19 protein-coding genes are annotated in these 23,392 nt (G+C 43.9%); 14 read left to right on the top strand and 5 right to left on the bottom strand.

All coding sequences use genetic code 11. The features are described from left to right. Positions 1-29: 29 nt before the first annotated feature. Positions 30-695, bottom strand: a complete 666-nt coding sequence (mqnB, locus tag ACFSYC_RS01320; RefSeq protein ID WP_377122703.1) for a futalosine hydrolase — start codon at positions 693-695, stop codon at positions 30-32. 249 nt (positions 696-944) lie between these two features. On the opposite strand from mqnB, the gene ACFSYC_RS01315 reads away from it, so the two are divergent. The 8 genes from ACFSYC_RS01315 to ACFSYC_RS01280 all read left to right on the top strand — a co-directional run bounded on the left by ACFSYC_RS01315 (position 945) and on the right by ACFSYC_RS01280 (position 12,684). After that, the gene (locus ACFSYC_RS01315; protein WP_377122913.1) at positions 945-1,361 is read left to right on the top strand and encodes a 6-pyruvoyl trahydropterin synthase family protein; all 417 of its coding nucleotides are present in this window, start codon (positions 945-947) and stop codon (positions 1,359-1,361) included. Positions 1,362-1,370: 9 nt separating this feature from the next. Next, positions 1,371-2,012, top strand: coding sequence for a GTP cyclohydrolase I FolE (gene folE / locus ACFSYC_RS01310; protein ID WP_377122700.1), 642 nt, complete (start codon positions 1,371-1,373; stop codon positions 2,010-2,012). 91 nt (positions 2,013-2,103) lie between these two features. Continuing rightward, positions 2,104-2,985: an ACP S-malonyltransferase gene (fabD, locus tag ACFSYC_RS01305; protein ID WP_377122697.1), complete on the top strand. Its 882-nt coding sequence runs from the start codon at positions 2,104-2,106 to the stop codon at positions 2,983-2,985. Positions 2,986-3,057: 72 nt separating this feature from the next. Then, positions 3,058-6,822 (top strand): sensor histidine kinase, encoded by a 3,765-nt coding sequence (locus tag ACFSYC_RS01300; RefSeq protein WP_377122694.1) that lies wholly within the window; start codon positions 3,058-3,060, stop codon positions 6,820-6,822. Positions 6,823-6,917: 95 nt separating this feature from the next. Beyond that, positions 6,918-7,547 (top strand): hypothetical protein, encoded by a 630-nt coding sequence (locus tag ACFSYC_RS01295; RefSeq protein WP_377122691.1) that lies wholly within the window; start codon positions 6,918-6,920, stop codon positions 7,545-7,547. Positions 7,548-7,747: 200 nt separating this feature from the next. Further along, positions 7,748-9,892: a carboxy terminal-processing peptidase gene (locus ACFSYC_RS01290; RefSeq protein WP_377122688.1), complete on the top strand. Its 2,145-nt coding sequence runs from the start codon at positions 7,748-7,750 to the stop codon at positions 9,890-9,892. Between the two features lie 72 nt (positions 9,893-9,964). Next, on the top strand, positions 9,965-11,068 hold the full coding sequence (locus tag ACFSYC_RS01285; RefSeq protein WP_377122685.1) for a ligase-associated DNA damage response exonuclease: 1,104 nt from the start codon (positions 9,965-9,967) through the stop codon (positions 11,066-11,068). Continuing rightward, positions 11,065-12,684 carry an ATP-dependent DNA ligase gene (locus ACFSYC_RS01280; protein WP_377122682.1) on the top strand — a complete coding sequence of 540 codons (1,620 nt, stop codon included), beginning with the start codon at positions 11,065-11,067 and terminating at the stop codon, positions 12,682-12,684. Before ACFSYC_RS01285 ends, ACFSYC_RS01280 begins: the two co-directional genes overlap by 4 nt. A gap of 67 nt (positions 12,685-12,751) precedes the next feature. Here ACFSYC_RS01280 and ACFSYC_RS01275 read toward each other — a convergent pair whose 3' ends face one another. After that, positions 12,752-13,723 carry a Kelch repeat-containing protein gene (locus ACFSYC_RS01275; RefSeq protein ID WP_377122679.1) on the bottom strand — a complete coding sequence of 324 codons (972 nt, stop codon included), beginning with the start codon at positions 13,721-13,723 and terminating at the stop codon, positions 12,752-12,754. 69 nt (positions 13,724-13,792) lie between these two features. After that, positions 13,793-14,713: a ribosome small subunit-dependent GTPase A gene (gene rsgA, locus ACFSYC_RS01270; protein WP_377122676.1), complete on the bottom strand. Its 921-nt coding sequence runs from the start codon at positions 14,711-14,713 to the stop codon at positions 13,793-13,795. 253 nt (positions 14,714-14,966) lie between these two features. Between rsgA and thrA the strand changes: the two genes are divergently transcribed. The 5 genes from thrA to ACFSYC_RS01245 all read left to right on the top strand — a co-directional run bounded on the left by thrA (position 14,967) and on the right by ACFSYC_RS01245 (position 20,534). Further along, positions 14,967-17,426, top strand: a complete 2,460-nt coding sequence (thrA, locus tag ACFSYC_RS01265; protein WP_377122673.1) for a bifunctional aspartate kinase/homoserine dehydrogenase I — start codon at positions 14,967-14,969, stop codon at positions 17,424-17,426. Between the two features lie 29 nt (positions 17,427-17,455). Further along, on the top strand, positions 17,456-18,436 hold the full coding sequence (locus ACFSYC_RS01260) for a homoserine kinase (RefSeq protein WP_377122670.1): 981 nt from the start codon (positions 17,456-17,458) through the stop codon (positions 18,434-18,436). A gap of 94 nt (positions 18,437-18,530) precedes the next feature. Beyond that, a complete protein-coding gene (thrC, locus tag ACFSYC_RS01255; protein ID WP_377122667.1) occupies positions 18,531-19,841 on the top strand; it encodes a threonine synthase in 1,311 nt (436 codons plus the stop codon). A 38-nt stretch (positions 19,842-19,879) separates the two neighbouring features. Next, positions 19,880-20,122 carry a DUF6364 family protein gene (locus tag ACFSYC_RS01250; RefSeq protein WP_377122664.1) on the top strand — a complete coding sequence of 81 codons (243 nt, stop codon included), beginning with the start codon at positions 19,880-19,882 and terminating at the stop codon, positions 20,120-20,122. Next, positions 20,112-20,534, top strand: coding sequence for a type II toxin-antitoxin system VapC family toxin (locus tag ACFSYC_RS01245; RefSeq protein WP_377122661.1), 423 nt, complete (start codon positions 20,112-20,114; stop codon positions 20,532-20,534). Before ACFSYC_RS01250 ends, ACFSYC_RS01245 begins: the two co-directional genes overlap by 11 nt. A 56-nt stretch (positions 20,535-20,590) precedes the next feature. Here ACFSYC_RS01245 and ACFSYC_RS01240 read toward each other — a convergent pair whose 3' ends face one another. After that, on the bottom strand, positions 20,591-22,234 hold the full coding sequence (locus ACFSYC_RS01240) for a M28 family metallopeptidase (protein WP_377122658.1): 1,644 nt from the start codon (positions 22,232-22,234) through the stop codon (positions 20,591-20,593). A 71-nt stretch (positions 22,235-22,305) separates the two neighbouring features. Here ACFSYC_RS01240 and ACFSYC_RS01235 point away from each other — a divergent pair, with 71 nt between their 5' ends. Then, complete coding sequence (locus tag ACFSYC_RS01235; RefSeq protein ID WP_377122655.1) at positions 22,306-22,689, top strand: hypothetical protein; 384 nt, start codon at positions 22,306-22,308, stop codon at positions 22,687-22,689. 3 nt (positions 22,690-22,692) lie between these two features. Here the strand turns inward: ACFSYC_RS01235 and ACFSYC_RS01230 are convergent, their stop codons facing one another. Further along, the gene (locus tag ACFSYC_RS01230) at positions 22,693-23,379 is read right to left on the bottom strand and encodes a peptidoglycan DD-metalloendopeptidase family protein (RefSeq protein WP_377122652.1); all 687 of its coding nucleotides are present in this window, start codon (positions 23,377-23,379) and stop codon (positions 22,693-22,695) included. Between the last annotated feature and the right edge of the window lie 13 nt (positions 23,380-23,392).

Here is a 23,392-nt window from a genome sequence, read left to right as displayed (position 1 = left end):
CTTACCATTAACTGCTCACAATTCACCACTCACAATTCCCTGATTAAATCAAGCGCAAAGGTATTCAGATTTTTTACAGCAAGCCCTATCTGCCAGTTGTCGCGATTGCGTTTTTCTAGATAATTTGACACAGCCCTGATTTGCACGCAGGGTACTTTAAGCTCTCGGCAGGCGTAAAAGAAAGCGGCCCCCTCCATGCTTTCTAACTGCGGTTTAACACGGGCCGCCACTGCGGCAATACTTTCTTCATTACCATGCACGGTATTTACGGTTATAGCGGTTGCTGTCGCCAAACCGGCTTTAGCCGTAAAGTGCGACAGCGTTGTGGTAGGGTTAAAAATACTTGCGCCCAGGCCCAGTTGTTCAATATTGATGAACTGGCTATCGTCTTCGGCGCCAAGCTCGGCAAAGGTGTCCTTGGATATTTCGAGCACATCGCCCAGTTGGATCTCGCGATCAAAACTGCCCGCTACGCCTAGGTTTATTACCAGGTTATAAACGTTAAGTGGCAAATGCTTTCCCAACGCAAAAGCCGTTGGCACCATACCTGCGCCGGTAATTAGTACCGAGCAATTTGCTACAGAAATATGGCGTGGTACAAACAGGTTATCGGCCTCGTCTGATTTTTGCATACCAAGCGCATCCATTAAAGGCTGTACTTCGCCCTGTGTAGCGGCAACAATTAATATTCGCATAGTATTTTGTTTTATAATCCAAGGTAGTCAAATAAAGTTGGCGGTGGCCAGTTTTCACTAAGCAGTATTTCAGGCTACAGCAAAATATATTTATTTCTGCTGGTATATAGTCTTTAGCAGGTAGTTATTCTGCGGGTAATCATCTTGTAATAATTTTTTACTGCCAACGTAAAATCGCCCAAGGTAACTGCAAACTGAAAGCTAAACTGCAAACCAAAAGTTTATATATTTGCACCATTATTAATTATGATGATACACATAACACGCAAGGAACATTTTAATGCGGCCCATAAAATGTACCGTGATGAGTGGAGCGCAGAGAAAAACGCCGAAGTTTTTGGTAAATGTGCCAACCCAAACTGGCATGGCCATAACTACAACCTTTTTGTGACAGTTAAGGGCCAGGTTACGCATGCCACAGGCTATTTAATTGATTTAAAAGAGCTTAAAGTAATCATTAACGATTATGTTATTGAAAAGCTTGACCACAAAAACATTAACCTTGATGTTGATTTTATGAAAGGCAAAATGGCATCAACCGAACTGCTTTGCATTGAAATATTTAACCAGTTGAAGGGCCCTATTGAGGCTTATCCCGGCGTGTTTTTACACTCGGTACGCTTGCACGAAACCGAAAACAATTCGGCCGAGTATTTTGGTGATTAAACCTGCACAATGATTTACGACGACGACAACCTGCCCGACAGGAGTGATGATATAAACGGTTACGAAAAGGTAGACCGTTACAACCCCGAACTTATTGAAAGCTTATCCGGCCATTACAAGGAGGTGCTTAAACAACTGGGCGAAAATCCCGAGCGCGAAGGCCTGTTAAAAACGCCCGAACGTGTTGCCAAAGCCATGTTGTATTTAACCCACGGCTACGATTTAAATCCAAGAGAGATATTAAACTCGGCTTTATTTAAAGAGGAGTATAGCCAGATGGTAGTGGTTAAAGACATTGAGGTATACTCGATGTGCGAGCACCATATGCTGCCATTTTTTGGTAAAGCGCACATTGCCTATATCCCTAACGGGTACGTAGTTGGCCTGAGCAAAATACCACGTGTGGTTGACGCTTATGCACGTCGGCTACAGGTGCAGGAGCGTTTAACGAACGAAATACGCGACTGTATACAAGATGCGCTGCAACCCATAGGCGTGGGGGTAGTAATTGAGTGCCGCCACATGTGCATGTGTATGCGTGGGGTGCAAAAACAAAACTCTGTTACCACCACATCTGCTTTCTCAGGCGGTTTTTATCACGAAAAAACGAGAGCTGAGTTTTTACATTTGATAACGTCTAAATTGAGTTAAGCCCCCTAACCCCCTAAAGGGGGAGGGATGATTGACTATTATATAAACTAATTATAACTTTAAAATTCCCCTTTAGGGGGTTAGGGGGCTCATGAAAGCATACATTTTTCCAGGACAAGGCGCGCAGTTTGTAGGTATGGGTAAAGACCTTTACGACCAATCAGCACAAGCACGCGAATTATTTGAGCAAGCTAACGCAATTTTAGGTTTCCGCATTACTGATGTGATGTTTAATGGCACAGACGAAGACCTTAAACAAACTAATGTAACGCAGCCGGCTATATTTTTACACTCGGTTATTTTAGCTAAGGTAGTAGCGGATTTTGCACCTGATATGGCTGCCGGCCATTCACTGGGCGAATTTTCTGCATTGACCGCTGCCGGCGCATTATCGTTTGAAGACGGTTTACGTTTAGTTGCCGCGCGTGCCAATGCTATGCAAAAAGCCTGCGAGCTGCAACCGTCAACCATGGCTGCAATTTTAGGTCTCGATGATTTTACGGTGGAAGATATCTGCCAGCGCATTAGCGATATTGTAGTACCTGCAAACTATAACTGCCCTGGCCAATTGGTAATATCGGGCACAATTGCCGGTATTGACAAGGCTTGCGAATTAATGACAGCGGCCGGCGCTAAACGGGCATTGAAATTAAACGTAGGCGGAGCGTTCCACTCGCCGCTAATGGAGGCTGCCCGGGTTGAGCTGGAGCACGCTATATTAAATACTACCATTAATCAGCCGGTTTGCCGCATTTATCAAAACATTGATGCCAAGCCATACCTTGATCCGGAGCAAATAAAGAAAAACCTGATAGCCCAGCTTACCGGCCCGGTTAGGTGGACACAAACCGTAAAACACATGCTTGAAGATGGAGCCACATCGTTTACAGAGGTTGGCCCGGGTGCGGTATTGCAAGGTTTGGTCAAAAAGGTTGACAGAGCCATACCGACGTCGAGTGCGTCAATTCAATAATAATTTTTAAAGCCGCAAACTAAAGCGGCTTTTTTTTATTTGTAAGTTTACGCATCTAAACAAAACACATCATTGAGTTACGCGGGTAAAATACGTTTAATGCTGGGCCTGTTGGCTGCCAGCTTACTGTTAACGGCCATTATTGTAAGGGCTACGTATACTCCTGCCATAAATTTAATCCAAACTGCCAAGATCTTAGAAAACAACCTTCACGAAAAGGAAGAGTTTGTTAAAAAAGCAATTAATACACCCGCCGGCTTAAAGCCCTTTGAGCATTTAGCAGTTAATTATGAACTTGGCTTAAAGCATATTAAAAATTTCACTACCGACCGCAACATCAAGGTTTTAACCTTTAGAGGTAACAAGCTGCGTTTTTGGAGCGATATTGCTTATATACCAGACAGGCCATGGGCCATAAAAGAGGGTTACTCGTTCATAAAAACGGGGGCTGGTTATAAAACTATAGGTAACGGTTACTATGAGGCAATTAAAAAGGTTGAAGGCGACTTTTCAGTGATTTTTTTAATACCGGTTAAAACCAACTATACCATACAAAACAGATACCTGCAAAACACTTTTACAAAGGATTTGATTGAGGACGACAATATTGACATTGCCGACTTTACTGACCAAAATACTTATAACATACACACCATCGCCGATACCTACCTGTTTTCAGTTAAGGTTAAAAACAACGAGGTTAACTATCGCTTTTTTTATTTCGAACTTGTTTTATGGATGTTAACACTTTTAGTTATTTGTACCCTAGTACAAAATAGCTGCATTTACATAGCTAACAGGGGGCATCTTTTTTTATCTTTTATAGCGCTTGGGGTATTTGTAGTTGGCTTAAGGTTCATTAATCTAAGCTTACATTGGCCTAATTTTACTTATAGACTTGAGTTATTTGACCCGCACTTATACTCGGCAAACAAAATTTTTCCAAACCTTGGCGACCTTTGCATAAACTTATTGATGTCAAGCTGGCTAGTAACATACTTTTACCGGCAGCGTTTTAAATTAATTAAGCATCTACCTACAAGCATTAATGGTAGCTATGCTGTTGTTATAGGGGGTATTATTACGCTTATCGTAGCATCGTCCGTATTATTGAGCGTTTTTTACGGGCTGGTGGTAAAATCCCGGATTAACTTCGATGTAAACAATGTCCTCAATTTGTCTGGTTACAGCATGTGTGGCATTCTGATGTTATGTTTTGCTTTCCTGATATTTTACTTACTTTCCGAAGTTTTCCTTACGCTGTCAAGCCGATTAGCTGTACCACCAAGACGCCAGTTACAGTTGTTGGCGGTGCCAATAGTAGTAGTTACCTTATATTATTGCTTTCGCAGGCAAGAACTGGTAACATTCTACATTTTATGGTCAATGATGGTAGCGATACGGGGGTATGCTCATCACTATAAAAATGGCAAAATAACCACTTTTATGTTTGCCGGCGTATTGTTTATTTGCGCGCTGATATCAAGTATTGAGCTTAATCATTTCGAGACAGTTAAGGAGCATCAGGTTCGCAGAAGCCTGGTAAAAAAACTGGAGAATCCTAGGGATGTAATGGCTGATTACCTGTTCAAAAAAGCAGAAGAACAGATTACGCATAATGGATGGATATTTCCATATTTTAATGATACTACGCATAACATCGCTGCATTAAAAAACCGTATCCAAAAATTATATTTTGACGGCTACCTGTCAAAATTTGACTTTAAGATCCATGTATTTAATGCCAATGGCAAATCACTTTCCGCCGACAACGATTACTCGTTAGAGGTATTTAAAGAAATGGTGCTCTCCAGTTCATTTAAAGTGTCAAAATATTTTTACCGCGAAAGCGATTCATTTGGTTTCCAAAGTTACTTCGCCATTTTACCCGTAAACGATAAAGAGGAAAGGCTGGGCTCTATCGTGATCGAACTTAAGTCAAAGGCTTTACAAACTTCTAACCGTTTCCCTGAGTTGTTAATAGATGGAAATCTCAAAAGCAATGACGACCTTAAAAACTATTCGTATGCCTTTTATTTTGACGATAAACTGGTTGCACAAAGTGGGGCTTTTGTTTATAAACTGGTCCGCGACAAAATCCAATTTCCCGCAAAGACCTACAACTTTAAAACAACAGATGTTGTAAGCCCAACTAGTTTCAGGCCTTTTGCCACTTACAGCCATTTAATTTATAAGCCAACCGATCGTAATTTGATCGTGATTAGTAAAGAAGAAAACGCCGTGTACTATAGCGTTACTTCTGTAACTTTCTTTTTTGTACTCCTATTGGCATTTAGCATGATTGCGCTTGTAGCAAGCTGGGCTTGGCTGCGCATCAAAATATTAACGATCACTAATAATAAAATTAAATGGGGGCTTAAAATAACGCTTGACAAGGTCCTTTACAAAACCAGGATCCAGTTTTCGATGGTGTTTGCAGTAGTAGTAACGTTATTTTTAGTGGGCATTATCACTTATGTGTCCATCAGCGCGCAATATCAAATTCAGCAAGAAAAAATGATCAGGGATAAGATCATTAGAATTACTGACGCATTGGAAAATGGCATGTTTGATCAATACATGGACAGCAACGAAGAGCAGAGACAAATAAATTTTGATGCCCTGGCAAGTTCTTACTCGTCCGACCTGATCCTGTTTGATAGTCATGGCACACATATTATGACCACACAGCCCCGCATTTATGAGTACGGCCTGGTATCAAGACACATGAACCCTAAAGCGTTATACATGCTTAATAGTCAGCGCAGGTCTGAATATATCATAGACGAAGACATAGGTGGCTTGAATTATAAAACAGTTTATGCACCACTCCGTAATTCTAAAGGCGATATAAAAGCTTATTTGCAGCTACCTTATTTCTCTAACGAAGCTGATTATAAAGAGCAAATAGGATCATTACTTAATATAATGATTAATATTTATGCGCTGATATTTATAGCCATAGGGCTGTTTGCAGTAATCATCGCGCGCCAAATTACAAGTCCGCTTAGTTTTATACAGGAAAGTTTAAGCCGTACCATGTACGGTAAAAAGAACGAGCCTATAAAATGGGGGCGGGATGATGAAATTGGCGCCCTGGTGACAGAGTATAATAAAATGATAGGTGCACTTGAAGACAGCGCGTCGCGTTTAGCGCAATCTGAAAGAGAAAGCGCCTGGCGGGAAATGGCTAAACAAGTAGCCCATGAAATTAAAAACCCGTTGACGCCGTTAAAACTTGGCTTACAGTTGCTGGAAAAATCATGGAGGGAAAAGGACCCTAAATTCGACCAAAAGTTTGAGCGTTTCAGCAAATCATTTGTTGAGCAAATAGAGAGCTTATCGCAGATAGCGTCGGAGTTTTCGGCGTTTGCTAAAATGCCTGATACGCGGATGGATAAATTTAACCTGTTTGAAATTATTAACCAGGCCGTTATCATATTCAAACAAATGGATAATTTCAGTATTGTTTACGAGGTGCCCGTAACACCGTTTATAATCAATGCCGACCGCGACCAACTGTTACGCTGCTTTAACAACCTGCTAAAAAATGCCATTGAAGCTACCCCGCAAGACAGGGAGGGCCTATTAGTTATAGACTATACCATTAGCGGCAAAAATATTTTGCTAACAGTTAAAGACAATGGTAACGGTATCCCGGAAGGTATGCGCCAAAAGATCTTCGAGCCTAACTTTACGACCAAAAGCTCAGGCACCGGGCTTGGTTTGGCCTTTGTTAAAAACTCTATTGAAAATGCTGGTGGCAAGGTTTGGTTTGAAACCGAACTAGGGCGGGGCACTACCTTTTATTTGAGCCTCCCGTTGGCTGATGCTTAGATTACTGTTAGCGGCAGATAATCGTCAAAACCCTTGTGCAATAATGACAATTAATTATCGTTATATTTACCTTGATTAATTAGCCATAAAACTCATTGAAGAGACTAATATTACTCCTTACTTTTTGTATTTTAGGTTTTAACGCGTCGGCCCAGTTTTGGAGACTGTGGCGCAAGCCGCTGCCTGCAATAACCGCAGTGCAAATGCAACCACCTGTTATTGCTATTAAAAAAGCACCTATCCCTTTAAACGCCATTATTGAAATGGAGTTAGATGTATCTGACTATGTTAAAGGCGTACAAGAAGCATCTATGATCAAAGTAGCCAAGCATCACATGCGCTTTAGGCAATATGTTGATGCCAGTTATAGCTTTAATGATTTGGCAGATCTTTACGTGCGTCAAAATCGTTTTTCTGAAGCTAAATGGTTCCTGTTGCAAAGCAATGCCATTGCCCGCAATACCGACAATAACAGGCACATTATCAGCAATCTGCTGATACTTGCTGATATAAAAAGTGTGATAGGCGAAACCGCCCTGGCTCTTCTTGATTTACAAGAAGCCCGCAAGATAGCAATGTCAAAAGACGTTAAGATAGACATAAGCGCTATTGACAAGAAGATAAAAAATCTGCAAAACAATAAAACTACCCTCACCAAAGTTGAATTACGGTATGCCAACGCTGTAGAAATTGCCAACAGTATTAAGGCCGCCCCGGTTAACTAAAATCCTTATTTATAACATTTACGTAAAATACTTAGGGCAATAATAAAACAGTAAAACATTATTGTAATATTGTTACTTGTTATTACTCTTAACACTATGGAGATGGTTATTTGCCGTCTCTTTTTTACATTAGCAAATAATAGGCACAAGTATTGATGTACTACCCAATAACACTACCTGAATTAACATTAGTAAAGCATATGTTTAAAAGATTTTATTTTGTGCTGGCCCTGGGCGCGGCATTGGCCTGTAACGCGGCCCCTTCAAAGCTTACCCCTGTACCGGGATCTGCCAATCTTGAGCCTACCGAGCAGCAAAGCATGGTTTGTAAAACCGTAGCTACGTTTATAACTAAATATAACTACAAAAAGGTTGAGCTTAATGACTCATTATCTGGCGTGATATACGGGCGATATATAAAAAGCCTTGATGGGGGTCATAATTATCTACTGGCTTCGGATATTGAGGATTTTGATAAGTACAAAAGCTCATTGGTTGACGGTGTTAAAAACGGCAATCTTAATGATGTTTATTACATATTCAACGTTTTTCAAAAACGATATATTGAACGTATAAAATACTCTATTGCACAGCTTGATAAAACTTTTGATTTTACCCCAAAGGAAAGCTTTACTTATGACAGGGCAGACCTGCCATGGGTTGCTAACGAAGCGGCTATGAACGTAGAGTGGACAAAGCGTGTTAAATATGACATGCTTAACCTGGCGCTGGCCAGCAAAGACATTGCTAAAAATAAAGAGAAACTTAAAAAACGTTACGAAGATTTATTGCTGCAAAATAGCAAGCTAAATACCAATGACGTTTTCCAGATTTTTATGGACGACTTTACCGAGTCCATTGATCCGCATACCAACTATTTCGATCCTTTCCATGCAGCACAATTTAATGTAGAGATGTCAAGATCGTTACAAGGTATTGGCGCTACTTTAGAGAGCAAAAACGAATACATCAGTATACAAGCTTTAGTGCCGGGTGGCCCTGCTGATAAGAGCCACCAGATTGCTGCCGGCGACCGTATTTTAGAGGTAGCCCAAGGTAAGGATGGCGTTTTTCAAGACATTGTAGGCTGGAGAATTGATAATGCTATTAAACTGATACGGGGCACAAAGGGAACGCTAGTGCGTTTAAAAATTCTTCCGGCAGGCAAAACAGCCGCAGACCAGCCTAAGATCGTAGAGATCGTTCGTGATAAAATCGTACTAAAAGATCAGTTGGTTAAGCAGGAAATTAAAACTTATAATACCAATGGCAAAACCTACAAAATAGGTATCATTAATGTGCCGGCTTTTTATGCTGATATGAGTGCCTTGCAGGCAGGTGCAACTAACTATAATAGCACAAGCCGTGATATGAAACTGGTACTTGACACACTTAAACGCGCTGGTGTTGACGGTATAGTTGTCGACTTGCGCTCAAATGGTGGTGGTTTGTTAAGTGAGGCAGTTTCGCTGACAGGGTTGTTTATTAAAACCGGCCCTGTAGTACAAGTAAGAGATTCGCGTAATGAGATTGATGTAGATAAAGATCAGGACCCATCCATAGCTTATACCGGCCCTATGGCTGTTTTGATAGACCGTTTTAGCGCATCAGCATCAGAGATTTTTGCCGGCGCGATACAAGATTATGGTCGTGGTATAATTGTAGGTACACAAAGCTACGGTAAAGGCACGGTGCAAAACCAAATTGATTTGGATAAGATTATCACCCCATCAATTGCCGAGCAGTTGGGTATCACTAAAAAAGCGACTTCAACCGGTAGCGAAAATACCTTTGGCCAGTTGAACCTTACCATAGCTAAGTTTTATCGTATTAGCGGTGGTTCAACGCAGCATAAAGGCGTTATTCCTGATGTCAAATTCCCGTCAACAATCCCTATGGATAAATATGGCGAAGGCATAGATCCATCTGCATTGCCTTTTGATGTAATTGCTAAAAGCGATTACGTAAAAGTTGGCGATTTGGCTCCGGTTATTCCGCAGTTGACAAAAATGCACGAGCAGCGCTTAAGCAGCAGCTTAAGCTTTAAGGCGATAAACGAAAGCATTGCAGATTATAGTAAAAAAGATAAAGAGAACAGCGTAACCCTTAACGAAGCTGAGCTAAAAAAACAACGTGATGCTGATGAGCAAAAGTCGCTTGCCCGTGAAAACTCTTTGCGTACTTCGTTTGGTCATCCCGCCTTGAAAAAAGGAGATGCCAAGCCTAAAAAAGAGGACCTTGATCCGTTTAAGTTAGAGGCAGGGCAGGTATTGGTAGATTACATTAATCTTGATACCAAGGTTAGCCAGGTAAATACTAACCGAGAGGTTAAATTGAAAAACTAAAAGCAAAAATCCCGGCCCAACAGCCGGGATTTTTGCTTTAAAACTAATTGTCGCCGCAACGGTTTTACTTACATGGCTAAGAAACCGTTACTTGAGTTTACCGACAGGGGCATATACTGCGCCCAGGGCAAATTTTATATAGACCCCTGGAAACCGGTAGATGACGCCGTTATTACCCATGCCCATGCTGATCATGCCTACTTTGGACATAAACGCTACCTGGCACATCACCTGTCAAAACAAGTAATGTTATATCGCCTTGGCAACATAAACCTGGAAACTATTGAATACGGCGAAACGGTTAACAAAAATGGCGTAGCTATAACGCTTTACCCGGCGGGCCACGTCATCGGATCAGCACAAATCAAAATTGAGTATCAAGGCGAGATCTGGGTGGTATCCGGCGATTATAAAACGGAAGATGACGGGGTGTGCACCCCCTTTGAGCCGGTACGCTGCCATCACTTTATATCAGAATGTACCTTTGGCATGCCGGTTTACCAGTGGAAACCGCAAGCGCAGATTTTTGACGAAGTAAATAGCTGGTGGCGCAACAATGTAAACAACGGGGCAGCCACCGTGATTGTTGGCTACTCGTTAGGCAAGGCGCAACGCATTTTACAAAATTTGGATCTCTCCATTGGTAAAGTATATACCCACGGTGTTATCGAAAACACAAATGAAGCCTTGCGCCGAAATGGTGTAATTTTAAATCCCACAAATCGCATTACAATTGATTCGGTGAAGGAAGAAGTCCGTAAAGGGATCATCATTGCCCCGCCATCTTCTGTGGGCACACCCTGGATGCGAAAGTTTGGGCCTTATAGTTTTGGCTATTGCTCCGGCTGGATGGCTATCCGCGGAGCTAAAAAACGCAGGGCCGCCGACCGCGGTTTTGTGATGTCAGATCATGCCGATTGGGATGGCCTGATTAGCGCTATTGATGCTACCGGCTGTGAGAATGTTTATTTAACGCACGGCAGCACCGCTACTTTTACACGTTATTTAAATGAGATAGGCTTTAATGCCCGCGAGGTGCATACACTGTACGGCGATGATGAAGGAGCCCCCTCCCAACCTCCCCCTGGAGGGGAGGAGTATGATGAAGGTTATGAAGATACGAATAAAAAAGTCTCCCCTGCCGGGGGGGATTTAGAGGGGGCCGATATTATATGAAAGCCTTCGCTCAACTATTCCTATCCTTAGATGAAACCAATAAGACCAACGAAAAGGTTAAGGTTTTAAAAGACTATTTTAATTGCGTGCCAGATACCGATAAGATGCACATGCTGGCGCTGTTTACCGGCCGTAAGCCTAAACGCATTATTAATGCTACGCAGATACGGACCTGGGCAACAGAGATAACTAACATACCTATTTGGTTATTCGAAGAAAGCTACCAGGTTGTTGGCGACCTTGCCGAAACAATGGCACTACTGATGCCCCAAAACACTAACAGCACCAGCAGCAAAACACTGACGGATTGGATAGGCGAGTTAAATGAGCTGTCAGCAAAAACAGAAGGGGAGCGCAAGTTGTGGCTTGTGGATTCATGGGCGATGCTAGATACCCAGGAGCGCTTTGTGTTTAACAAGTTGCTTACGGGCAGTTTCCGTGTAGGCGTATCACAAAGCCTCGTGATTAAAGCCTTAGCCGACATCACTAAATTGGATGCAGCTACCCTAACTCACCGTATTATGGGTAACTGGATGCCCGACACATATACTTATGATCAATTAGTACAAGAGCAGGGCGCATCAGATGATATATCCCGCCCATATCCCTTCTTTTTAGCTTACCCAATACAAGAGACCTCGGAAAAACAGAAGTCGGCAGGCGACCTTAAATCAGCCTTAGGCGACGCGGATGAATGGCAGGCCGAGTGGAAATGGGATGGCATACGCGCGCAATTAATAAAGCGCGACGGCAAGATCTTTATATGGAGCCGCGGTGAAGACTTGGCGACGGAAAAATTCCCCGAGTTGCATCCATTTTTAAATGCCCTTCCTGATGGTACGGTGTTGGATGGCGAGATACTGAGTTTTACTAACGGGCAGCCCATGCCATTTAATGTTTTGCAAACCCGCATCGGCAGAAAAAATCTGTCGAAGAAAATACTGGAAGAAAGCCCGGTTGCCTTAATAGCCTATGATTGTTTAGAGTATGCCGGGGAAGATATCCGAAGTAAATCACAAAGCGAACGTCGGACATTATTAGAATCTGTACAAGCAAAAACGGAGTATCCGGAAATCTTCAGAATTTCGGCGCTGATTGATTTTAAGAGTTGGGATGACCTGGCGATAGTGCGCGAACAATCAAGAGCGATGATAGCTGAAGGCATTATGCTTAAACGTAAAAGCGCTACCTACCAGGTTGGCCGCAAGCGTGGCGACTGGTGGAAATGGAAGATCGACCCGCTATCTGTTGACGCCGTAATGATATATGCCCAAAAGGGCCACGGTCGGCGCGCCGACTTATATACCGATTACACCTTTGCCGTTTGGGATGGCGACAAACTGGTGCCCTTTGCCAAAGCCTATTCGGGCCTTACCGATGCGGAGATCAATAAGGTAGATTACTTTGTAAAACGCAACACACTCGAAAAGTTTGGCCCGGTACGTACCGTTAAACCCGAACTTGTTTTTGAGATAGGTTTTGAAGGGATTAACAAATCATCCCGGCATAAATCGGGCATCGCGCTGCGTTTCCCCCGCATACTGCGCTGGCGGCAGGATAAGCCCAAAGAGGAAGCCGATACGCTGGATAATTTGAAGGCATTGTTAGGAGAATAAGTTGTAGACACATAATCTTTGTATTTCTAGTATGAATGTCTGGTGGGAGACGCAATGCATTGCGTCTCTACAACCTCTCTAATCCAATATCCCCACTGGCGCCACCTGCAATATAAATATAATTACCTATTACCGCGCAGCCAACCCCGTTGCGGGCTTTGTTAACTGATGGGCCTGTAGTCCATTGTTTATTCTTTTCAGGGTCCATGTAATACACATCCTTTTGCGGGCCGTTGGGTAATGACCCCGCGGCGCGTTCGCCGCCTATATAGTATATTTTATCGTTAAGGTTTACACAGGCCCCGCCGCCGGTACCCATGGGCAACTTAGCATCGAGCGTGCTCCATTTGTTTGTTTTAAAGTCAAAGCAGTCAACCTCCAGCACTACTTTATCAAAAAAAGACATAAAGTTATTGGCATCATGCAAGCTGGTATTGCGGCCGCCAATGGCGTACAGTTTGTCTTTTACAACCACCGCCGTGCTATGGTCACGTATGTGAGGCGCGTCGGGTAAGATGGTCCACGTGTTAGTCGCTGGGTCGTAAACATCAAGCATGCCATTGGTCCCGTTATTGTGGCCGTGGGTTATGCCCGCTACTAAATATAATTTGCCCTTGTATACGGCGGCTCCTGCACCACCGCGACGCCGACTTTCAGGCAGGCCAGCTAATTGTTGCCAGGTATTTGCCTTGGTATCATAAGCGTAGGCATTAGCTAAAGGAACCTGATTAGGATAGTTACGATCAGAAAAAGCGCTAAGCACAAAAACTTTATCTCCTAAAGCCACTGGCTGAAAGTGGTGTATAATAGATGGAGCCGTAGCGCCTCTGGTCCATTTTGACGTTGCAGGGTCAAAAATTTCTACAGCCATGGCGTCACCATCGCCGCCTATCAGGTAAAGTTTGCTGTTGGTAGCTGCCAGCCCGCCTTCGCTGCGGATGCCGGGCTGTTTGTTGATGGTACTACGGCCCAGTCGCTGATTTGGAAAGCGTAAAAAGCCGCGCAAAGTAACAGTAGTGCAGGAAATAGCGAAATCCACTTTTTCATGTCAGTATTAGTTTAATGAATTATTAACTAAACATATAAGTAAGTGTTTCTCTTTAAAGTTTTACGACCGCGTATCATTCTTATTATAAATGCTCAGATAGCTTTCATAGCGCGATAGCTCAATCTCCTCGTTTTCAAGGGCGGCAAGCACGGCGCAGCCCGGCTCGTTAATGTGCTGGCAGTTGTTAAACTTACAGTCGTGCATACGCTCCCGCATTTCAGGGAAGAAGTGAGCAAGCACTTCCTTTTCGATGTCTATAACACCCAACTCGCGGATACCGGGGGTGTCAATAATTGATCCGCCTTGCGGCAGGTTAAACATTTCGGCAAAAGTGGTGGTGTGCATGCCTTTGTCGCTCCAGTCTGATATCTCGTTGGTGCGCAGGTCAAGGTCGGGTAACAGGGCGTTGATCAGGCTTGATTTACCAACGCCCGAGTGTCCCGATATAAGGGTGACCTTATCTTTAAGCAGATCTTGCACCTCTTTAACATTTGTGCCTTTTAACGCCGACACCTGGTAGCAGGGGTAGCCAATGTTTTGATAAATAGATTTGTAATCGGCCAGTATCGCTAATCCTTCGTCGCTAAACAGGTCAAGCTTATTAAACACCAATACAGCGGGGATGTCGTACGCCTCTGCGGTGACCAAAAAGCGATCAATAAAACCCAGCGAGGTGCGGGGAGAAGCAAGGGTAACAACAAGTAGGGCCAAATCAAGATTTGAAGCCAGGATATGCGCCTGTTTTGATAGGTTAATTGACTTGCGGATGATGTAATTTTTGCGCTGGTGCAAGGTGTTGATAACCCCGGTATCCTGATCGGGTTCCAGGTCAAAGTTAACCACATCGCCAACGGCCAGGGGGTTAGTTGTAGTGATGCCTTTGATACGAAACTTGCCTTTAATACGGCAATCATACCTTTCCCCATCAGGTGTTTGCACCTGGTACCAGCTTCCGGTAGATTTTGTTATTAGTCCCTGCATTTCTGAGTTGTAAAATTAGCCCTTTTTAGGCTTTATCGCACTTTTTTTATTTTATCCTTGCTTATTAAATAAATATCTACTTACTTTACCGACATTATATGAAACTGATAATCACCACCACAACAACAATTACAACCACCGGCAAAAGCCCCGGAGGAAGATAGCTGTTTGGTGAAAAAATAGAAAAATACAAACCATACGAAGCGCCTTCCTCCACACAGAGGAAGGCGCTTTTGTTATAAACAACCCTGTAATGAAAGTGTTAAAATTTGGCGGAACATCCGTAGGTTCGGCCCAAAGTATTGAGTTACTACTAAACATCCTCAAAAAAGAAAATGAGGCTTCGCCATCTCCAGACAACAAGCCGGTAGTTGTATTATCGGCCATGAGCGGTGTTACCAACCAACTATTGGCTATGGCCGAAGATGCCGCTAAAGGAAATGATTTTGCCCCGCAACTTGCAGAATTAGAGAAGCGCCATTTTGAGGTGGTTAAAAGCCTGCTCGAGATTCAAAATCAAAATCCGGCGCTAACCCGCTTAAAGATCAACTTTAACCAACTGGAGGACTTGCTGCAAGGCATACTTACTTTGCAAGAGTTAACCCCAAAAACCCGCGACTTGGTGGTAAGCTATGGCGAGCGTTGTTCTACACTGATGATCAGTAAAATTGCTGCGCAATACTTCCCGGCTGTATTTGTTGATGCATCTGAAGTGTTAAAAACCGACAGCAACTTTGGGCAGGCAAAGGTTAATACCGAGCTGTCTGAACAGTTGATTCGCGGCCTGTACCAGGAAAATAAGGACAAAGTATTGTTCGTCACCGGTTTCATTGCAAGTAACGATGCCGGCCAGGTTACCACCCTGGGCCGTGGCGGCAGCGATTATACCGCGGCTATCTTCGGTGCGGCGCTTAATGCATCGCAGATTGAGATCTGGACCGACGTTAACGGCATGATGACTGCCGACCCGCGTATGGTGAAAAAGGCGTTCTCATTAACCGAGCTCACTTATACCGAAGCCATGGAGCTGTCGTACTTCGGTGCCAAGGTTATCTATCCGCCTACCATGATACCTGCGTTTTTCAAAAAGATCCCTATCGCTATAAAAAATACTTTTGAGCCCGATTTTGAAGGCACCGTTATTAAGCACCAGTGTCAGCCATCGCCGTTAGCTATTAAGGGCATCTCGTCTATCAACAATATCAGTATCCTTAATGTAGAAGGTAGTGGCATGGTGGGTAAATCCGGCTTTAGCGGCAGGCTGTTTTCGCTTTTGGCGCGCGAGCAGATCAACGTTATTTTGATTACCCAGTCATCGTCAGAACATAGCATCACTTTCGCCGTATCGCCTGGCGATACCGATCGTGCTAAACAAGTGATAGAACAAGAGTTTGAGCTGGAGTTATTAGCAAAAAAATTAGAACATATCGACATTGAAAAAGACCTTGCAATACTAGCCGTAGTAGGCGAGAACATGAAGGAAACTCCGGGCGTATCCGGCAAGTTATTCCACGCGCTTGGTCGTAACGGGGTTAACGTCCGCGCCATAGCGCAGGGTTCGTCAGAGTATAATATTTCGGTTATTATTTCGGCCATTGATCTGGCTAAAGCCGTCAATGCCGTGCACGATGCCTTTTTTGTGCAGCTAACCAAAACCTTACATGCCTTTTGCCTGGGCACCGGTAACATTGGTAAAACCATGTTTAAGCAACTAAGCGGACACGCGGCATTTTTGCAGGAGAATAATGGCATACAAGTAAAAATTGTAGGGATCAGCAACACCCGCAAAATGGTTTTTAATGCTGATGGCATCTCATTAGCTAAATGGGAAGAAGAGCTTGATCAATCGGCAGAGCAAGCTAACCTGCCGGCGTTCATCGCGCAAATGAAAGCCTTAAACTTGCCCAACTGTGTGTTTATTGATAACACCGCCAGCCCGGTACCCATACAGTTTTATGATGAGGTGCTCAAATCAACCATATCTATTGTTACCTGTAATAAAATAGGTAACTCGGGCTCGTACGAACAGTACAAAACCTTTAAGAACAGTGCCCGTCAGCATGGGGTTGATTTCTTTTACGAAACCAACGTTGGTGCAGGTTTACCCATCATACGCACATTGAAAGATTTAATGAACAGCGGTGACCGTGTGCAGAAGATCGAAGCTATACTATCAGGTACTATATCTTTCCTGTTTAATAATTTTAAGGGTGATGCCAATTTTCATGATACCGTAAAACTTGCCCAAGAAAAAGGCTATACCGAACCAGACCCACGCGATGACTTGCGCGGCACCGATTTTATGCGCAAAATGCTCATCCTTGCCCGCGATGCCGGGTATGCCCTCGAAGCAGCCGATGTAGTGATAGACAGTATGTTGCCACAAGCCTGCCTTGACGCCGCCACGGTGGATGACTTTTACCAGACCCTGAAAGACGAAGACGCCTTCTTTGCTAAACTGAAAGATAGCGCGCAGGCAGAAAACAAAGTGCTGCGCTACATTGGCAAGCTTGACAATGGGCAGGCATCTATCAGCCTGCAAATGGTTGACGAAAGCCACCCTTTTTATATGCTATCTGGCAGTGATAACATCATATCCTTTACGACAGACAGGTACCAGGACCGCCCGCTGGTAGTAAAAGGCCCGGGCGCGGGCGCCGAAGTTACTGCTGCCGGTGTATTTGCTGATTTAATTAATGTGGCAACCGCTTAGCCCCGGTAGGGAAATAAAGAATGACAATTATGGAAAATAACATACAAGAAATATCCTCGGTTGGTGCTGCTCCTGCAGTTGGTGCCAGCATACAGGTTTTTGCCCCGGCAACCGTTGCCAACGTAGTTTGTGGGTTTGACGTTTTGGGCTTTGCCGTAAATGCGCCCGGCGATGAGGTCGTAATGCGGGTTACCAACACACCCGGCATCGCCATCAGTAAAATTACCGGCGATGATGGCCGCCTGCCTATGGACCCGGCTAAAAACACGGTAAGCGTGAGTGTTAAACATTACCTGGAGAGCATTGGCCGTACAGATTTAGGGCTGGATATTGAGCTGCATAAAAAAATGCCTATTGGCAGTGGTTTAGGTTCAAGTTCGGCCAGTACTGTGGCGGGCCTGTTTGCCGCCAAGACCTTATTAGGCGATACCAGCGACCCCATACACCAGCTACCCTTTGCCATGAAAGGCGAGGAAATGGCCTGTGGCTACGGCCATGCAGACAACGTTGCCCCGGCACTGTTTGGTGGTTTTGTGCTGGTGCGCAGCTACGAGCCGCTTGATATAGTGCGCTTGCCGCACCCAAAAGAGTTGTACTGCGCTATTGTATTCCCTGATGTTGATGTACCTACCCGCGAGGCAAGGCAAATCATCCGTCAAAAAATACAGATGAAAGACGCCGTTACCCAGTGGGGCAATATTGCCGGCCTTGTAAGTGGTTTGTTTATGAACGATATTGACCTGATTGGCCGTAGCATGCAGGATGTTTTAGTTGAACCGGTGCGCTCCATGCTGATACCTGATTTTTACAAGATGCGCGAAATGGCTATGGAGCTGGGCGCAGTAAGTTTCGGCATCTCCGGCTCTGGCCCGTCTGTATTTGCGTTTACCCGTGATGGACATACCGCTCACGCTATCACGCAAAAATTGCAGGCGCATTTAACCCACATAAAGATAGGATCACAAGGGTATGTGTCGCCAATAAATGACGTTGGGCCGAAGGTTATATAAGCCCCACTCAACCCTCACCAGTAGGGAGGGCTTCAACAGTTAAACATAATAATAAACAAGTCTCCGCTACCGGGGGAGATTTAGAGGGGGTAATATGAAATTTTACAGTACCAACAATACCGATTTAAGAGTAAGTTTTAAAGAAGCCGTGTTTAACAGCATGCCGCAAGACAAAGGCCTATACATGCCTGTTGAGATACCTCGACTGGATGATAAATTTATCAACAACCTGGACGGTTATACATTGCCCGAGATAGCTTTCTACGTAGCGCAAAATTTGTTGGGTGACGATATCCCGGCGGATGACTTGCAAGCCATTATTGAAGATGCCATTAATTTTTATGCGCCCATAGTTAAGCTGGAGGATGATGTGTATGTATTGGAGCTATTCCACGGACCGTCGCTTGCATTTAAAGATTTTGGCGCGCGCTTTATGAGCCGGGTGATGAGCTATTTTTTAGAAGAGGGCGAGAAGCAGCTGGACGTACTGGTAGCCACCTCAGGCGATACCGGCGGCGCCGTGGCGCTGGGATTTTTAGGCGTGCCTAATACCCGCGTAACCATACTATATCCGAAAGGTAAAGTAAGCGAGATCCAGGAATTGCAGTTAACCACCAATGGTCAAAATATCCGCGCTTTAGAAATTGATGGTACTTTTGATGATTGCCAGGCACTGGTAAAACAAGCCTTTACCGATATCGAGCTAAATGCAAAATATCGTTTAACATCAGCCAACTCGATAAACATTGCGCGACTGATACCGCAAACATTTTACTATTTCAATGCCTATGCGCAAGCTTTAAAACAGGGTAAAACTAAGGTGGTTTTTTCTGTGCCGAGCGGAAATTTCGGTAACATAGGTGCCGGTCTACTGGCTTGGAAAATGGGATTACCAGTACAGCAATTTATAGCAGCGACAAACGCTAATGATACCGTCCCTCAATTTTTAAAACATGGCGTGTTTGAGCCAAAACCATCGGTAGCAACCATATCAAACGCGATGGATGTTGGTAACCCAAGCAACTGGATACGCATTGCAAATCTGTTTAAGGAGGACATGAGCGAGCTGAATAAACTAATTGCAGGATACAGTTTTACTGACGATGAAACATCGGCAGCTATACAGGCTATTTATGATCGTTACAAATATATAGCCTGCCCGCACACCGCCATTGCCTGGCAAGCGCTTAAAGATTACCAGCAAGATTTGCATGTAGACGACACTGCGGGTATTTTCCTGTCTACCGCGCACCCGTGCAAATTCCCTGATGTTTTCCCATCAGAAATTGCCGCTCATGTTGAACAGCCCGAGCAGGTAGCCTCATTGCAGGCAAAGCAAAAGCACACAGTTGCTTTAGGCAAAGATTTTGACGGGTTTAAGGATTTTTTGTTGAAGAATATATAGATATGCGCATTAGAATAATTTATACGTATATTTGATTTATGAAAACACATATGAACTTGTCTATAGAAAAAGATTTGGTTAAAAAGATCAAAGCTTATGCAGAAAAAAGGCAAATAAGTGTGTCGGATTTAGTTGAGGCGTATTTCTCTAAAATTGTAAAGCCTTCCAAAACATTTACCGTTATTGATTTGATAGAAGGATTAGAAAAACCTGTTTTAGAAGAAGGGACTGATCTAAAAAAATCCTTTTACGAACAACAATCTTCTAAGTATGGCTTTTAAAGTTTTTTTAGACGCTAATGTCTTATTAGACTTTACGCTTCAAAGAGAAAAGTACGAAGTATCCAAAAGCTTGATGCAAGGCATTATTAATGGAGATTTTCAAGCTTTTATCACACCTTCAATCGTTCATATTACAGGCTATTGGTTAACCAAAGCGTACGGCGCAGCTAAAGCTAAAGAGATACTGCTGAACCTGCTTACGGATATTAAGATTATTGATTGCAGCCACAAAATAACAGTAACCGCTTTAAGCTCTGCGATGGTTGATATTGAAGATGCTTTACAATATTATACTGCATTGGATCATAAGCTAGATTTCTTTATTAGCCGTGATAAGCAGCTTCAAAAAGTAGCAATACCTAATTTGCCGGTTTATTTGCCGGAAAATTTTTTAGATGATTTGGCTCAATAACAAAGGCCCAGTTTATGGGCCTTTGTTATTGCAGGAAGGAAGCAACGAAAACGCAACTACTTCCTCAACTTCTTAAACTCCGACGTCTCCCGCCACTGCGGGAATTTAGTTTCAAAAGCTATGCGTTTACCAATGTGGAATATCATCCCGATATCTTGAATGGCACCTTCAAGGTTCCAGGTAGCGTCGTATTCATCTGCTGGTTGGTGATAACGTTTGGCGGTGTAATCGTCGCCCATTTTTTGGCCGTAGCCTTTTTCTTTACCGATAACTTCATTGCCGCCATCGATAGTGATAGACGGTACGCCCACTTTGGCGAAACTGAAATGGTCAGACCGATAATATAAACCCGCTTCGGGATGCGCCTCGGGGGCAAGGTACCGACCGCTTTTTTTGAGCTCATCAACCAGGTAATCTTCTAACTCAGATTGTCCGCTGCCGTAAATGGCCGCGTCTTTAGTTTTGCCGTAAAAGTTTATGCCGTCAATATTGATGTTGGCCACAGTTTTATCTGCGGGATAAACCGGGTTTTCGCCATAATAGGCAGAGCCCAGCAGCCCTTGCTCTTCAGCCGTTACTGATAAGAATACAATTGTACGCTCCGGCGGGGTTTTCATGGCTTTAAATGCACGGGCAATTTCTATAATGGCGGCGGTCCCACTGGCATTGTCCAGCGCCCCGTTGTAAATGCTGTCGCCTTTGGCATCGGGCTTGCCCACGCCTAAATGGTCCCAATGCGCGCTGAAAATAACATATTCATCCGGGCGTTTGCTGCCGGGTATTTTAGCTATAACATTTTTCGATTTGTTGAAAACAGCTTTGGTTTGTAAAGTAGCCGACACTTTAAGCCCCATATCAAAACCTTTAAAGCCTTTGTTATTGGCGGTGTGTAATACGCTGGTATCTTTACCAGCAGCTTGCAGCATTTTAATCGCCGCGTTGTGCGTCACCCAACCCTGCATTGCTAACAGGTACGGGTTGCTTGCCCTTAAATCCAAATGAAGCTTAACGCCACCGTTAGAGGTTTGCACCACCTGAAAAGGGTATGACGCTGCGGCTGTACTGTGCACAACAATACAAGCCTTTGCGCCCTGGCGTGCGGCTTCCTCATATTTATAGGTCCAGCGGCCATAGTAGGTCATGGCTTTGCCTTTAAACATCGTAGTATCGCCGGTCTCAAAGCCGGGGTCGTTTACCATTACCATCACTACCTTGCCTTTAACATCAAGGCCGGCATAGTCGTTCCAGTTATACTCGGGTGCTACCACCCCAAACCCTGCGAAAACCACATCATCGGCATTTAAGGTTTGCACAGTATCTGTACGTTTGGTAAACACCACGTAATCTTCTATCGCCTTTAACTCAAAACTGCCTTTGGCCGATTGCACCTTCATCGATGTAACCGACTTTGGTGTTATCTCTACCAAGGGCACTTCCTGCACGTAGCTGTCGCCGTTACCGGGTTGGAGGCCAATGCCCTTAAATGCGGTTTGCAAAAAATCTACGGTTTTCGTTTCGCCCTCGGTAAACGGTCGGCGGCCCTTAAACTCGTCGGACGACAGAATCTTTATATGTGCTGATAAACTGTCCTTACTAATTGCCGCAAGGCCACCCTGGTCATCAACCGTCGTGCTTTGGTTACATGAAAACACTGCCAGGGTAGCGCCCGCTAACAGTAAATGCTGAAAAAATTTAGCCATTTAATTTGATTTTAACGAATATATGAAATTAACCCGATGGCTTTAGTAATTTTAGAGCTTTGATAAACATCATGGTATACAAGGCTTCGGTTTATATTTTATTGGGAATGATTGGGTTTGCAACACTTACCGGTTGCAATGATAACAGCAAATTCGACAGAAAGAAATGGGCCTATAGCGACGGGCTGGAATACCCTATGCGAGACAATATTTTAGACGACCTGATGGCCAACCACCATATTAAAGGTTTAACCTTTGACCAGGTGATAGATTCGCTTGGCAGCCCCCAGCGCCGCGACTCGCTGAAATTTACCTACCAGATATTAGACAATAGCTTTGATTTTAAACAAAAACCCATGTACAAAAAAAATCTCGTGGTGTTTTTCAGCAAGGACTCGATAGTTACCAAGTTTGAGGTGAGCGAGTTTAAGGCAAAAAAGAAAGAAGCTAAATAGTCTTTAAAATCTCAGTATCAAATTGGGGTCGGGGATATTCTTTAGCCACATTTCTTTCTCAGAAAACTTAGCTACGCCAGGATAGTCGCCTGCTTTACCCTCCATATCAAACATAAGCTGAAAGTGCAGGTGGGGTGGCCAATTTCCATTTTCGTTAACATTACCAAACGTAGCTATTTGTTGGTTTTTGCTAATTTTCTGCCCCAACGTTAATCCATCAAGGTTTTCGCGCGATAGGTGACCATAAAGGCTGTACAAGGCCAATCCATCTAAGTTATGCAGTAAAATGATGGTTGGGCCGTAATCTCCAAAACTATCGTTGTCCTGAAAACTATGGATGACGCCATCTAAGGGCGAATAAACAGGCGTACCTGTATTGCCCCATATGTCGATGCCCAAATGTAAGCGTCTTGGCTCATCGCTAGTGTCGAAATGCGTGCTACGGGCGTAAATGGTGCGGTGTTCCATGTAGCCGCCTATGCCGTACTTATAATAGCCTGAGTTTAATTTATCACAGACCCAAGCGCTGAATTTGCCGCTGTCGCTGATAACGTCGATACCCAATTCTGCATTGCTTGCGGTAAAATCAAACGAATATAGCTTGTCGGTGCCCGGGGTATAATCGACGACCTTACCAACAGCATTTGGGTAGGCTTTGAGATACGTAAGGAGTTGATCTTTTGAAGACATGTTTGATAGCAAG

Origin of the sequence: Mucilaginibacter antarcticus (assembly GCF_042686155.1) — a bacterium.
GTDB lineage: Bacteria > Bacteroidota > Bacteroidia > Sphingobacteriales > Sphingobacteriaceae > Mucilaginibacter > Mucilaginibacter antarcticus.
This window is presented reverse-complemented; position numbering and strand designations above follow the sequence as displayed.